Origin of the sequence: Gemmatirosa kalamazoonensis, assembly GCF_000522985.1 — a bacterium.
Lineage (GTDB): Bacteria > Gemmatimonadota > Gemmatimonadetes > Gemmatimonadales > Gemmatimonadaceae > Gemmatirosa > Gemmatirosa kalamazoonensis.
Map to the genome: position 1 here is coordinate 2320291 of NZ_CP007128.1, position 14892 is coordinate 2335182.

Consider the following 14892-nt stretch of genomic DNA (forward strand, 5'->3'; position numbering starts at 1 on the left):
GAGGGCGCCATGTTCATCTCGGACTTCGCGATCAAGCGGCCGCTCGTCACGATCGTGGCGATGGTGGCGCTGGCGCTGTTCGGCCTCGTCGCGCTCATGAAGCTGAAGACCGACGAGTTCCCCGACGTCGCGCCGCCGTTCGTGCTCGTCGCGATCCCGTACCCCGGCGCCTCGCCGGACGGCGTCGCGAACGAGATCCTCGACCCGGTGGAGGAGCAGATCCAGGCCATCACCGGCGTGAAGCAGACGCAGGGCAAGGCGTACGACGGCTTCGGGCAGATCCTCGTCGAGTTCCAGTTCGGCAAGGACCTCAACGAGGCGACGCAGGAGATCCGCGACGCCATCTCGGGCGTGCGCGACGACCTGCCGGCCGAGATGAAGGAGCCGGTCATCAAGAAGATGAACGACACCGATCGCCCGATCGTGTCGCTCGCGCTCGCGTCGACGACGCAGACGCAGGCGGCGCTGTCGACGATCGCCGACCCGGGGATCACGCGCGAGCTGCGGTCGATCCCCGGCGTGGCCGAGGTGCAGGTGTTCGGCAAGGTGGAGCGCGAGATCAGCGTGCTGCTGAAGCCCGACGCGCTGCAGGCGAACGGCGTCAGCGTGTCGCAGGTGGTGCAGGCGCTCGAGCTGCAGAACATCGCCGCGCCGGTGGGCCGCGTGGAGGGCTCGCTCGACGAGCGGTCGATCCGCCTGAAGGGGCGCTTCGTCGATCCGTCGGAGTTCGCGAACCTCGTCGTCGCGACGCGCAACGGCACGCTCGTGCGACTCGGCCAGGTGGCCGACGTGAAGGACGGCACCGAGGAGCCGCGGTCGCTCGCGCTGTACGAGGGGCGCGAGTCGGTGGGGCTCGACATCAAGAAGTCGAAGGGGTACAGCACGACCGACGTGAGCGATCGGATCCGCGAGCGGGTGGCGGAGATCCAGAAGCGCCTGCCGCCGGGCACGAAGCTCGAGCTGATCAAGGACGCGGGCGTGCGCGTCGATCACGCGGTGAAGAACGTCGAGGAGGCGCTGCTGGAGGGCGCCGCGCTCACGGTGCTCGTGGTGTTCCTGTTCCTGAACTCCTGGCGGTCGACCGTCATCACGGGGCTCGCGCTCCCGGTGTCGGTGCTGGCGAGCTTCATCGCCGTGTGGGCGCTCGGGTTCAAGCTCGAGACGATGTCGCTGTTAGGCCTGTCGCTCGCGATCGGCATATTGATCGACGACGCGATCGTGGTGCGCGAGAACATCGTGCGCCACGTGGAGATGGGGAAAGACCACTATCGCGCCGCGCACGAGGGGACCGACGAGATCGGGCTCGCCGTCGCGGCGACGACGTTCTCCATCCTCGCGGTGTTCGTGCCAATCGGCTTCATGCCGGGGATGGGCGGCCAGTGGTTCAAGCCGTTCGCGCTGACGATCGCGTGCTCGGTGCTCGTGTCGCTGTTCGTGTCGTTCTCGCTCGACCCGATGCTCTCGGCGTACTGGGCGGATCCGCACGTGCCGGCGGAGCGCCGCGGCTGGCTCACGCGCAAGCTCGACGCGTTCAACGCGTGGTTCAACCGGCAGGCGGAGAACTACAAGAAGGTGATCGCGTGGGCGCTCGACCACCGCGCGGCGATGGTGGCGATGGCGATCGGGACGTTCTTCGCGTCGTTCACGATCCCGAGCCGCGGCCTGACGGGGCTGTTCGCGGCGCTCGCCGGCGTGGCGGTGATCGTGTTCGCGCTGACGCGCAAGCGGGCGCCGCGCGTGGTGCGGTGGGCGCTCGTGGCGGCGGGCGTGGCGGCGTTCGTGCTGCTGCCGCCGCTCATGCCGCCGCTGCGGAACGTGGGCGTCGGCTTCTTCCCGGAGGACGACCGCGCGGAGTTCACGATCGCGCTGGAGACGCCGCCGGGCTCGAACCTGGACTACACGCGCCTGAAGGCGGAGGAGCTCGCGCGGCTCGCGAAGTCGCACAAGGAAGTGCGCTACACGTACACGACGTTAGGCGGCGGGCTGTCGCAGGCCGTGGACGTGGGCAACATCTACGTGCGGCTCGTGCCGACGACGGAGCGCTCGATGACGGCCGAGCAGCTCGCGGCGGTGATGCGGCAGGAGACGAAGCACATCGCGGGCGCGACGATCTCGGTGTTCACGAGCGACTTCGGCGGCGGGCGCAAGCAGCTGCAGTACCAGCTCCGCGGCGCCGACGCGGCGACGCTGTCGCGCACCGCGGACCAGGTGATCGCCGTGGTGAAGGAGGTGCCGGGCGCGGTGGACGTGGGCCTTTCCACGAAGGGGCAGAAGCCCGAGCTGAACGTGGAGCTGAACCGCGGCGTCGCCGGCGCGCTCGGCGTCACGGTGGGGCAGATCGCGCAGTCGCTGCGGCCGGCGTTCGCCGGCATCAAGGCGGGCGACTGGCAGGATCCGTCGGGGCAGATGCGCGACGTGCAGGTGCGCCTCGTGCCCGAGAGCCGGCAGCGCGCGGCCGATCTGCGCCAGCTTCCGCTCGTCGTGCAGTCGCCGAGTGGAGCGCTGTCCACGGTGCCGTTAGGCCAGGTGGCGAACGTGACGCAGAGCGTCGGGCCGGCGATCATCGACCACCTCGACCGCGAGGTGGTGGTGAGCGTGGAGGCGAACACCGCGGGCCGCGCGAGCGGCGACGTGTCGGCGGACATCGAGCGGCGCATCGCGAAGATGCAGCTGCCGCCCGGCGTGCGCGTGTCGCTCGGCGGCGACGCGAAGAACCAGGACGAGGTGTTCGGGCAGATCTTCCTCGCGCTCGGCACGGCGGTGCTGCTGATGTACCTGATCCTCGTGCTGCAGTTCGGGAGCTTCCTCGACCCGATCGCGATCCTCGTGTCGCTGCCGCTGTCGCTCATCGGCGTGATGATCGCGCTGTCGGTCGGTGGGCAGACGATCAACATCATGAGCCTGATCGGGATCATCCTGCTCGCCGGCATCGTGGCGAAGAACGCGATCCTGCTCATCGACTTCGCGAAGTGGGCGCGCGAGGAGCGCGGGGTGTCGCTGCGCGACGCGCTGATCGAGGCGGGCGCGATCCGTCTGCGGCCGATCCTCATGACGACGTTCGCGCTCATCGCCGGCATGCTGCCGGTGGCGCTCGGCCGCGGCGAGGGGGCGCAGTTCCGCGCGCCGCTCGGCGTGGCGGTGATCGGCGGCACGCTGACGTCGACGCTGCTCACGCTGCTCGTGATCCCGACCGTGTACGAGATCCTGGACGGGCTGCGCAGCGGGCTCGCGCGCCGCTTCGGCATGCGGCCGAAGCAGCGGACGGCGGAGTTCAAGGTGCCCGAGGGCATCCGTCCGCCGGAGCACACGGTGCCTGGATTCGCGGCGGAGGCGCGGCCGATCGCGCACTGATCGCTCGGTCAGTCTGGCGAGCCGCCCTTCATTCTCACGCGGAGGCGCGGAGGACGCGGAGCGACGTCGCTTTGGTTCGAACCGCAGCGGGCCGCAGAGGGCCGCGGAGAACGGCACTGCTTTTCACCACAGAGGACACGGAGGACACGGAGGAAACCGCCTTTCTTGAAGGGTTCTCCTCCGTGTCCTCCGTGTCCTCTGTGGTTCAATACGAGGCGGCCCTCTGCGGCCCTCCGCGTTTCGATTCACGAGGCGATACTCGGCCTCCTCCGCGGCTCCGCGTGAGATCTGCTGGGGCGCAGGCGTCGCTGTAGATTGCACGGTCCGACGCCGACCTCCGGACCGCTTCGCCGAGGACCGCTCCCATTCTGCTGCCGACGCTCGATCCGCTGACGCCGCTGACGCCGCTCCAGGAGCTGTGGGCGTACGTGACGCTCGGCGCGTCGACCATCGTGACCGAGGAGCTGACGCCGATCGTCGGCGGGCTGGCGGCGTCGCAGGGGGAGCTCGGGCTCAAGCGCGTGATGATCTCCATCGCCCTCGGCGGGTGGATCGCGACGACGCTGCTCTATCTGCTCGGCGCGTGGCGCGGGCGCTGGGTGCGGCGTCGGTGGCCGAAGGTGGGGCGCTACATGAAGCGCGCGCTGCGCGCCGTGCGGCGCCGGCCGTGGCGGAGCGCGCTCGCGGTGCGCTTCGCGTTCGGCGCGCGGCTGCTGCTGCCGCTCGCGTGCGGCGCGGCGCACCTCCCGATGTGGCTCTACTTCATCGGGTCGGCGGTGAGCTCCATCGTGTGGGCGGTGCTGTTCACCGAGGTGGGCTACCTGTTCGGCGAGGCGGCGGTGACCGCGCTGCGCCGCATGGAGCACTACGACCAGTACGTCGCGGCGGTGCTGATCGGCATCGGCGTGGTGGCGCTGCTCATCTACCGGCAGCGGCGACAGCGGCGGCGGCAGCAGTCGCGGGCGACGGACCGCACCGCGGGGGCGCTGGGCTCGTGACAGTGTGACGCGGGTTACACCTGTGGCGCTCGCGCGTCATGGGGTCGGAATCCCCGTTTGCAGGTCGTCCGACGTCGTTTAGACTGTGAGCCATGTCACCCCTCCGCCGCGTCCTGTCGCACGGCGCCATCGCGCTTTCCGGCATCTGTCTGCTCGTCTCCGCGCGTGAGCTCGACGCGCAGTCGCTCCGCGGCTCGAAGGCCAAGGTCGATCGCGCGTACCAGTTCGCCCGCCGGCGCGGCATCGAGTTCACGACGTCGCGCTCGGAGATCAGCGACCGCGTGAAGGAAGGCGACTACGTGCGGCTGCGCGGCGGCTCGAACTACCGCCTGAAGGGCGTCGCGGTGCCGTACGTGCTGCCGGCGACGCGCGACTTCGTGGTGCGGCTGGCGGCGAGCTACCGGCAGGCGTGCCAGGCGCCGCTCGTCGTCACGAGCGCGATGCGCCCGACGGCGCTCCAGAAGCAGCTGCCGAACGGCGTCGCGAAGTCGGTGCATCCGACCGGCATGGCCGTGGACCTGCGCGCGCCGAGCGGCTCGTGCCGCCCGTGGCTGCGCAAGACGCTGCTCGCGGAGTCGAAGCGCGGCGCGGTGGACGCGACCGAGGAGCACCACCCGGCGCACTTCCACGTCATCGTGTTCCCGACGGCGAGCGCGAACTGAGCCTCTGAATCGATGGGAGGACGCGTGACGACGACGCGTCTCGATCGTCGTAGCCTGATGTCCTCCGCATTCCCGCGCCGCCGCGCCTCATCGGTCGTCGCGCTGGTCGTCGCGTGCGCCGCGCTGCTCGGCGCCTGCCACACCGACGGCCCGCCCGCCGTGGCGCGCGTCGTCGTGAGCGGCGTGGCCGACACGATCACCGTCGGCGACACGCGGTCGCTCGTCGCCGCGCTGAGCGATGCGAACGGCTCCCCGATCACCGGGCGCGGCGTGTCGTGGACGTCGTCGGACAACGCCGTGGCGACGGTGGACGGCGCCGGCGCGCTCACCGCGCTCGCCCCGGGACGGACGACCGTGACGGCGACGAGCGAGGGTCGCACGGGACAGCTCGTGGTGAACGTGCGCCGGCGTCCGGTGGCGAGCCTCGTCGCCGACCGGCTCGCCGATACGGTGTGGCTCGCGCGCACCCAGACACTCCGCGCGCAGCCGCGCGACGCGAACGGCACCGCGCTCTCCGATCGCGTGGTGACGTGGAGCTCGCCCGACAGCGCCGTGCTCTCGGTGGCGACGGCAACCGACGGCAGCGTCCTCCTGCGCGGCACGGCCCTCGGCTCGGCTCGGCTCGTGGCGCAGAGCGAAGGGGTCACGACGACGATCACGGTGGCGGTGGTGCCGGTGCCGGTCGCGAAGCTGACGCTCGCGGCGCCGGACACGGTGCTGGTCGGACGCACGGTGACGCTGCGCGCGAGCGCGATCGCGCCGGACGGGACGCCGCTCGCGTCGGCCGATCTCGCCGGGCGGAGCGTGACGTGGTCGACCGACCGCGCGGGCGTGATCTCGGTGGCCGGCCTGCCCGACGACGCGGGGCGCTCGCCGAGTGGGTACACGGCGACGGCGCGCGGGGTGGGGACGGGGAACGCGACCGTGTCGGTGCGGATCGACGGCGCGGAGGCGCGCTACACCATGATCGCGGCGCGGCTGCCGGTCGCCCGGCTGTCGTTCCCGTCGGCGACGATCGCGCTCGGCGTCGGCGACTCGCGGACGATCACGATGTCGGCGCTGGACCTCGACGGGAACGCGGTGTTCGGCGCGCCGATCGCGTACTCGCTCGGCGGCACCGCCGGCGCGGTGCGCGTGACGCCGGGGACCGCCGCCGACGGGTCGCCGACGCTCACGCTCGACGGGCTCGCGACGGGGACGGCGACGGTGAACGCCGAGGTGGACGGGCGCACCGCGCTGCTCGCGGTGACGGTGACGACCGCGGGCACGACGTTCCGCGCGTTCCCGACGACGATCACCGCCGCGCCGGGCGCGGTCGGCCGGCTGTCGGCGTCGCTCGTCGACGGGAGCGGGACGCCGGTGGTGACGGGGCCCGTGTCGTGGCGATCGACGAACGCCGCCGTGGTGACGGTGGACGCGAGCGGCCGCGCGACGATGGTCGCGCCGGGCACCGCCTCGCTCGTCGCGACGAGCGGCGGGAGCCTCACGGCGAGCGTCGCGGTGACGGTCGCGAAGGCGCCGGTCGGCTCGTACCACATCGAGATCGTGCCGGTGGGGGTCGTGTCGCAGGCGGTGATCGACGCCGCGACGCAGGCGGCGCATCGATGGGAGCGGGTGATCACGACGGCGCTGCCGGCGGAGATCGTGCAGATGAGCGCGAACGAGTGCGACGTCGGCACGTCGCAGATCCAGCGGCTCACCGATGGGCTGATCGTCTACCTCATGGTGCAGCCGATCGACGGCTCGCGCGGGACGCTCGCGTACGCGGGCCCGTGCGCGGTGCGCGAGGCGCGCTACGGCGGCCTGCCGATCGTGGGATCGATGACGGTGGACAAGGCCGACGTGTCGCTGCTCACCGGGTCCACGGGCGCGCTCGCGCTCGACGTGCTGACGCACGAGCTGGGACACGTGCTCGGCATCGGCACGATGTGGGACGCCGACGGGCCGATGGGCAACCTGATACGCGACCCGGCGGCCGACATCCGGTTCATCGGTGCGGCGGCGTCGGCGGCGACGGTACGGCTCGGGCTCACGACGGACGCGGCGGCGGGCGTGCCGGTGGAGGACGAGGGAGGGATGGGCACCGCGGGCGGCCACTGGCGCGAGCGCGTCTTCCTCGGCGAGCTGATGACGGGCTGGATCAACGACGCGCCGAACCCGCTCAGCGTGGTGACGGTGCAGGCGCTGCGCGACATCGGCTATCAGGTGACCGAGACGGGCGCGGACATCGTGTCGCCGTCGTCGATCGTCGGCGGGGCGGCGGCGTTCTCGCGCGTGCCGCTGCCGGGGGCGCTCACGGCGCCGCTGCAGATCGGCGAGCGGCTGCTGAAGCCGAGGTACGTGATCGGGAAGGGCGGCACGAGACGGTTGGGGCCCCAGGCTCGTCAGTAGGGCGTGACCTCGTCGCGGCGCCGCGCGCGCCGCGATCCCCGCCCGGGCCACGGCCCGCCCGCCCCGCCTGCCATGCTTTCCGCTCGTGCCGCGAGCGCCGTTCCGGCGCTCGCTCTCGTGTCGCTCGCCGCCTGCGTCGACGCGCCCACCACGCCCGCCGAGGCGGCCGCGGCCGACCGCATGCGCGCGACGCCTGACGGGCCGCACTTCGCGACGGGTGTGACGGGGCGCGACCTGCAGCTCGTGTTCGAGCAGCCGAGTACGGGCGACCACGCGTACTGGCGCGTGCGCAACGGCGCGATCGCGAGCACCGGGTCGTACGGCGTGGTGCCGACGTCGTGGTCGATCGTCGGCGTGGCGGACGGGTCGAACGACGGGATCGACGACATCTACTGGCAGCACACGCCGTCGAACGGCCTCGTCGCGTGGCGGATGGACGCGACCGACGCGTCGAGCGCGACGCTGACGCTGCCGTCGTCGGCGCCGTCGCCGTGGAAGGTGTTCGCGACGGCGGACTTCGATCACGACGGCTCGGCCGACCTGGTATGGCGCAACACGACGACCGGGGACCTCGTGCTGTGGCTCATGAACGGCACGGCGTTCGGGTCGTCGCTCTACCTCGCGAACGTGCCGACGGCGTGGCAGGTGGCGACGGCGGGTGACCTCGACGGCGACGGCAACGCCGACATCGTGTGGCAGAACACGTCGACCGGCGCGCGCGTGGCGTGGCGCATGACGGGCACGACGCACACGAGCACCGTGGACCTCGGCGTGGTGCCGCCCGGCTGGACGATCGCCGCGTTAGGCGACTACGACGACGACGGGCACGCCGACATCTTCTGGCAGGACCCGACCGCGGGGACGATCGTGGTGTGGCGGATGAACGGCGCGACGTACCTCGGCACCGTCGCGCCGGGGAGCCCGCCGGCGCCGTGGCTGCTGAAGGCGGTGCGCCGCTCCGGTACCGGCGCGGCGACCAACGTCGCGTTCCCGACGAGCATCACCGCGGCGCCGGGCGCGGTCGGCCGCCTAACGGTCGGCGCGTTCGACGGGAGCGGCGTGGTGCAGGCCGCGTCGAGCGTCACGTACCAGTCGACGAACGCCGGCGTCGTGACGGTGGACGCGAGCGGCCGAGTGACGATGGTGGCGCCGGGGACCGCGTCGGTGCTGGCGAGCGTCGCCGGCGGCGCGCCGACGAGCGTGAGCGTGACGGTGTCGGCGGCGCCGGCGAGCGCGTTCCAGATCGACGTGCAGCCGGTGGGGACGGTGCCGCCGGCGCTGCTCGCGGTGGCGCAGCAGGCGGTGCAGCGGTGGCAGCGCGTGATCACCGCCGCGCTCCCGACGCGTCAGCTCGATCTCAACGTCGGCGACTGCGACACGGGCACGCCGGCCGTGCACCAGTCGACGAACGGGATCGTCGTGTTCATCGCCACGCGCGCGATGGACGGGTTGAACAACACGCTCGCGTCGGCGGGGCCGTGCATGCTGCGCGACCTCGGCTCGGGCGGGCTGCCGCTCGCGGGGACGATGACGGTGGACGACGCCGACGTCGCGCAGATCACGGCGGCGGGCGGCTTCGGCGTGGACGTGCTCGCGCACGAGCTGGGGCACGTGTTGGGCATCGGCACGCTGTGGACGGCCGGCTACACGCCGGCGGGCAACCTGCTGCGCAGCGTGAACGGCGACGCGCGCTTCACCGGTGCGAACGCGTCGTCGGCGACGGCGCGCGTGGGGCTCACGCCGAACGCCGCCGACGGCGCGCAGGTGGAGACCGACGGCGGGCACTGGCGCGAGACGGTGTTCCGCGGCGAGCTGATGACGGGGTGGGTGGGCGCGACGCCGAACCCGCTCAGCGTGGTGAGCGTGCAGTCGCTGCGCGACCTCGGGTATCAGGTGACGGAGACGGGGGCGGACATCGTGTCGCCGGCCTCGGTGGTGGGTGGTGCGTCGCTCGCGATCCGTGAGCCGCGGACGCGGATCGGCGAGCGGGTGCTGCGGCCGCGGTTCGTCAGCGGGCCTAACGGACGACGCCCGTTAGGCGCGTCTGGGACACGGGAACGACAGTAGAGAGTGGCTGCGTGGCTGCGTGGCTGCGTAACGGCTGGTCACGCAGCACGCAGCCACGCAGCCACGCAGCTTCAACGCGTGCCGGTCGCCCGCGTTCCCGGCGCGCGGCCGATGGTCGACTCGAACAGCTCGAAGATCCGCCGGTACTCGTCGGTCCACGACGAGGGCCGCACGAACCCGTGGTCCTCGACCGGATACGAGGCGAGCGACCAGTCGGTCTTCCCGAGCTCGATGAGCCGCTGCTCGAGCCGCACGATGTCCTGGTAGTTCACGTTCACGTCGACCATGCCGTGCGCCATGAGCAGCGGGTCCTTCAGCCCCTGGGCGAAGTAGATCGGCGACGAGCGGCGGTAGGCGACGCTGTCCTTCTCCGGCGTGTTGAGGATCTGCGCCGTGTACGGGTGGTTGTAGTGCGCCCAGTCGGTCACGGAGCGGAGGGCGGCGCCGGCGCCGAACCAGTCGGGCTCCGTGAACAGCGCCATGAGCGTCATGAAGCCGCCGTAGCTGCCGCCGTAGATGCCGACGCGCTCCGGTGGCACGCCGAACGTGCGCTGGAGGTACTTCACGCCGTCGACCTGGTCCTGCAGGTCGCGGCCGCCCATGTGGCGGTAGATCGCGGTGCGCCAGTCGCGCCCGTACCCCGCGGAGCCGCGGTAGTCGATGTCGAGCACCACGAAGCCCTTCGACGCGAGGTAGTGGTTGAACATGTACTCGCGCGAGTAGCTCGACCAGTAATGGTGTACGTTGTGGAGGTAGCCCGCGCCGTGCACGAAGATGACCGCGGCGCCGTTCGGCTGCGCGTTCATCTGCTGCGGGCGGTAGATGCGCGCCGGCACCTGCACGCCGTCGCTCGCGGGCACCATGACGATCTCCGGGGCGAGCCACGGGAACGCGAGCCAGTCGGCGGTCGGCGACGTCGTGAGCTGCGCCGCGGCCGCTCCCGCCCTGTTAGGCAGCACGAACAGCTCCGGCGGGCGGTTCGCGCGCGAGTACACGTCGGCGAGCAGCGCACCGTCGGGCGACGGCGTGACGGTGTGGCTGCCGTCGCCGCGCGTGATGCGCGTGCGCGCGCCACCGCCGACGGGCATGGTGTAGAAGTCCTGGTCGAACGCCGACTGCTCGCTCGTGTGCAGCCAGAACTGCGTGCGGTCGGGGGACAGCTCCGCGCTCACGACCTCGAACTTCCCGGCGGTGAGCTGCTTCCGGTCAGTGCCGTCCGGCGCCGCGGAGTAGAGATGGGCGTAGCCGTCGGCCTCGCTCACCCACCAGGCGCGCGATCCGTTAGGCAGCCAGCCGCCGCACCCCGCGCACGGTCCGCCGACCCACGCCGAGTCGCGCAGGACGTCGATGGGACGCACGACGCCGGAGTCCGCGCCGACGGTGCTGATGACGCGCGTCTTGTAGTCGCGGCTCACCGCGTAGACGAGCGCCCGCGCGCCCGCGTCGTCCCATCCCATGACGAACGCGGTCGCGGGAGGATGCGTCGTGTCGCCGGGCACCACGCGAAGCCACTTCACGTCGCCGCGCGGCAGCGATACGAACGCGACGCGCCCTGCAGCCTGGTCGTCGCCGACCTTCGTCCGCGTGGACAGCTCCTCGGTGTAGCCGCTCAGCGTGACGTAGTTCGGCACCTGCACCTGCCGCGCGCGCGCGCGGCCGGCTGGAACGTCGTGATGAGCAGCGCGGTGCCGCTCGGCGCGACGCTCACCGACTGCACGCGCTCGCCCTGCAGGAGGAAGAGCGGCTTCGGCAGCCGCGCCTCGCGCGCCTTGCGCTCGGCGGCGGCGATGCTGTCGCGCGCGGCGCGGTCGCGCACCGCCTCGAACAGCTCGCGCTGCGTGGCCTCGAGCGCGCCGCGCTGTCCGGCCGCTCGTGCGCTGTCGACGGGCGCGGGCCCGGAGCGCACGTCGGTGAGCTGGCGAACGAGGCCGCCGTCGAGGTCGATCGAGAAGACGTTGTTGTCGCGCACGAAGAACACGCGCCGCGAGTCGGCGGAGAACTGCGGCGACGACTCGGCGGCGAGCGTCTCGGTCAGACGGCGGACCGACCCGGTGCGCGCGTCGAGCAGGAACAGATCACCGTCCGATGCGACGGCGCGCCAGCGACGATCCGGCGAGAGCGAGCCGCGCTCGAGCAGCGGACCGGCTGAATCCATCGCCGCGTCGCTCACGCGCTCGGGCGTCGCGCCAGCCTGCGCGCGCACGCGGTACGCCTTCGGCGTCTCGCGCCAGTCGGTGCCCGGCGGGTTCCACTGGAAGTAGATCCACTTCCCATCGGCGCTCCATCGCACGCGCTGCGGCTCGCGGCCGTAGAGCTCCGGACCGCGCATGATGTTGGCGATGGAGAAGTCGAACGGCCTGGGCTGGGCGGCGAGCGCCGCGGGGAGGAGGAGCGCGGCGAGCGTTAGGCGGAGGCGCATGAGGGGGCGGGTGCGGCGGGACGGCTGAGGGCGGGACGGTCGAGGGCGGGACGATCGACCGCGGGACGCGTACGGCGGGACGGGGTACGCGTCGAAAAGGTACGGCGGAAAGATCGACGGCGTGGAACCTTGGGCGAAGGGGGGGGAGCCCCCCTGGATACTAGGTACCGCGCGCGAGGCGTCGTCGATCGTCCCGCCGCACGGCGTCCCGCAGGCGAGCCGACCCGTCGCATCAGTCTGCCCCCCGCAGCAGCGCGACGAGCTCCCGCGCCGCCGCGTCCGGCGCGCCGGCGGCGTGCAGCGCCGCCGCGCGTCCACAGAGCGCGCCGAGCACGTTGCCGGTGCCGCTGTAGGCGCCGCACGCCCACACCCCTGGCCGGACCTCGGCGAGCACCGGCAGCCCCGTGTCCGAGTAGCCGACGAGCGCCGCCCACCGCCTGACGACCGGCGCGCGCACGCCGAGTCGGTCGCGCAGGAGCGTCTCGAGCGCGCGCTGCACCGGAGCGGTCGGCCGCGCGTCGTGCGTCCACTCCGCGTCGCCGCCCACGTCGCGCGCGCCGCCGAGCGCGATCGCGCCGTCGGCGAGCTGCTGCCAGTAGTCGTAACCCCACCGCGCGTACACCGGCCGCGGCACGTGCACCTCTGGCGCCGGCGCGGTGGCGAGCATCTGCAGCCGCGCGGTGCGCACGCGCGGCGCGAGCTCGGGCAGCAGCCGGTCGAGCGCCCCGTCGACGGCGACGACGACACCGCCGCAGCGCACCGTGCCACCGTCCGTGCGCACGACATCGCCCGCGATGTCGACCGCCCGGGTGCGCTCGAACAGCCGCGCGCCGTCGCCGAGCGCACGCGTGGCGAGCGCGCGCACGCGACGCAGCGGGTGCATGGCGCCGTCGGTGGGGACGAGGAGACCATGTCCCTCGGGGCCCTCGTACCACTCGACCGGGAGCGCGTCGGCGCGCATCGCCGCGAGCTGCGCGCGGCAGTCGTCCTCCTCCTCGGGTGACGCCGCGACGCGCAGCGATCCCACGAGGCGCACCGCCTCCGGTGTCTCCGCCGCGAGCCGCGCGACCTCGGCGATCGTCAGCTCGTACAGGCGTCGCGCGCGCGCGCGGCCGATCTTCGCGACGGCGTCGTGATGGAACTCGTACAGCCCGGCGAGCAGGAACCCACCGTTGCGCCCCGCGGCGCCGCACGCCACCTCGCCCGCATCGATCCCGACGACGCGCCGGCCCGCCGCGGTGAGCGCGCGCACCGCCGCGAGCCCCGAGCCCCCGAGCCCGACGACGCACACGTCGGCCTCGACCTCGCCGCCTAACGTCGGGAGATCGAGCCCGGGCGCGTCCTCCCACACGGCGGGCGTCGGGATCAGGCCGATGTCGGTCATCATGTCAGGTGGGGCGATTCGTGCTCACGCGGAGCCGCGGAGGACGCGGATAACAACATTGAACCGCAGAGGACGCAGAGGGCCGCAGAGGACTGTCCTCTTTGAATTGAACCACAGAGGGCACAGAGGACACGGAGGAGAACCACGTCAATGGGTTTCCTCTGTGTCCTCTGTGCCCTCTGTGGTCAAAAGCAGTTGATGTTCTCTTCTGCTTGCTCGAGGTGCTGGGCGAGTACCCTGGGGATCCAACGGCGATGAAGAGGATCTCGAGATCTTTTCGATCGCACTTGGATCCCCAGAGTACTCGATTGCCACCTCGCCCCATCGATGTGCTCCGCGTCTCCGCGCGCGACATGCAAGCTCACCGCTCGGGCAAGCTTCCGAGAAACGCCGCGAGCTGCGCGCCCCACACCGCAGCTACCGTGTGCGTGCCGTGTCCGCGCGTCTGCGCGCTCTCCGGGATCAGCACGTACCGCCCGTGCGGCACGCGCGGCATGAGCCGCTCCATGATGCCCAACGACGGCGGGTTCACCTCGTCGTCGGCGGAGTTGATCGCGAGCACCGGCGCCTGGATCGTCTCCAGCTTCGGCGACGGGTCGTAGTCGCGCGACGAGTCGAACTGGTAGAGGAAGTCGTTCGCGTCGGTCGCGCGCAGCTGGCGCTGCATGTACGCCGAGATCACGCTGTCCGCCGCGTCGCGCGTCGGGGCCTGCGCGTGCTGCTGGATGGGCGCGGTGCCCATGATCCACAGCATCTCGATCGCGCCGCGCAGCCCCTGTACGGGCGGCGTCGTGTAGTCGCCGTTCTGCCACGCCGGGTCGGCGCGGATGGCGTCCATCGCGAGACGGCGCATCATGCGGTTGCGTCCCGCGATCTGCGTCGGCGCGCAGGCGAGCGGCACGAGCCCGTCGACGAAATCCGGGTACGCCTCGCCCCACATCCACGCGTGCATGCACCCCATCGACGTGCCGAGCACCACGCGCAGGTGGTTCACGCCTAACGCCTGCGTCAGCAACAGGTGCTCGGCACGCACCATGTCCGTGTAGCCGTAGCGCGGGAAGCGCATGCGCAGCCCGTCGCTCGGCTTGCTGGAGCCGCCGTGGCCGATGTCGTCGGGCAGCACGACGTAGAACCGCGACGTGTCGAACGGCTGGCCCGGCGCGTACAGCGACACGAACTGCGGGCTCAGGAACTGACTTCCGGATCCGCCGGTGCCGTGCAGGACGAGCACCGCGTTGCGCACCACGCCGCGCGCGTCGCGCCGTGGGCGACCCAGCGTACGGAAATGCAGCCGCAGCTCGGGGAGCGTCTCGCCGCTCTCGAACCGGAAGTCGCGCGTGGTGAAGTCGCCCTGGGTGACCCCGGGCGAGGACTGCCGCGGTTGTGCCGTGGCGGGGACGGCGGCCGCGAGACCGACGAGGAGAAGAAGCCTGCGCATGGACGGGGTGGGGGACGGCCCGGTGTGCGTGTTGTACGACGCGGACGACGTGCGCCCGGCGCGGCACGTGCGTCAGGATGCGCGGTCGCGCGCTCGAATGGTACCGGCTCGCACGCGCGGCGGCACAACCCTGGGCGAAGGGGGGGGAGGCCCCCCTGGTAACTGCGATCCGGCCCGCCGGG

The 14892-nt window shown here is 72.2% G+C and carries 9 protein-coding genes; 5 read left to right on the plus strand and 4 right to left on the minus strand.

What is annotated here, in order from left to right:
* The first annotated feature begins 9 nt into the window (after nt 1–9).
* The 5 genes from J421_RS10035 to J421_RS10055 all read left to right on the plus strand — a co-directional run bounded on the left by J421_RS10035 (nt 10) and on the right by J421_RS10055 (nt 9469).
* Nucleotides 10–3351: an efflux RND transporter permease subunit gene (locus J421_RS10035; protein WP_025411051.1), complete on the plus strand. Its 3342-nt coding sequence runs from the start codon at nt 10–12 to the stop codon at nt 3349–3351.
* A 428-nt stretch (nt 3352–3779) separates the two neighbouring features.
* On the plus strand, nt 3780–4349 hold the full coding sequence (locus tag J421_RS10040) for a DedA family protein (RefSeq protein WP_025411052.1): 570 nt from the start codon (nt 3780–3782) through the stop codon (nt 4347–4349).
* A gap of 92 nt (nt 4350–4441) precedes the next feature.
* Nucleotides 4442–5011: a DUF5715 family protein gene (locus tag J421_RS10045; RefSeq protein WP_025411053.1), complete on the plus strand. Its 570-nt coding sequence runs from the start codon at nt 4442–4444 to the stop codon at nt 5009–5011.
* A 57-nt stretch (nt 5012–5068) separates the two neighbouring features.
* Entirely contained in the window at nt 5069–7402 is a 2334-nt protein-coding gene (locus J421_RS10050; protein WP_025411054.1) for a leishmanolysin-related zinc metalloendopeptidase, read from the plus strand.
* Between the two features lie 72 nt (nt 7403–7474).
* Complete coding sequence (locus J421_RS10055) at nt 7475–9469, plus strand: FG-GAP-like repeat-containing protein (protein ID WP_104022467.1); 1995 nt, start codon at nt 7475–7477, stop codon at nt 9467–9469.
* 71 nt (nt 9470–9540) lie between these two features.
* On the opposite strand, the gene J421_RS10060 is transcribed toward J421_RS10055, so the two are convergent.
* The 4 genes from J421_RS10060 to J421_RS10075 all read right to left on the minus strand — a co-directional run bounded on the left by J421_RS10060 (nt 9541) and on the right by J421_RS10075 (nt 14710).
* Nucleotides 9541–11100, minus strand: a complete 1560-nt coding sequence (locus J421_RS10060) for a S9 family peptidase (RefSeq protein WP_158508727.1) — start codon at nt 11098–11100, stop codon at nt 9541–9543.
* A complete protein-coding gene (locus J421_RS10065; protein WP_104022469.1) occupies nt 11079–11888 on the minus strand; it encodes a TolB family protein in 810 nt (269 codons plus the stop codon). The genes J421_RS10060 and J421_RS10065 overlap by 22 nt, the downstream gene beginning before the upstream one ends.
* A gap of 232 nt (nt 11889–12120) precedes the next feature.
* The gene (locus tag J421_RS10070; protein ID WP_201773136.1) at nt 12121–13275 is read right to left on the minus strand and encodes an NAD(P)/FAD-dependent oxidoreductase; all 1155 of its coding nucleotides are present in this window, start codon (nt 13273–13275) and stop codon (nt 12121–12123) included.
* Between the two features lie 358 nt (nt 13276–13633).
* On the minus strand, nt 13634–14710 hold the full coding sequence (locus tag J421_RS10075; protein WP_025411057.1) for an alpha/beta fold hydrolase: 1077 nt from the start codon (nt 14708–14710) through the stop codon (nt 13634–13636).
* Nucleotides 14711–14892: the final 182 nt, after the last annotated feature.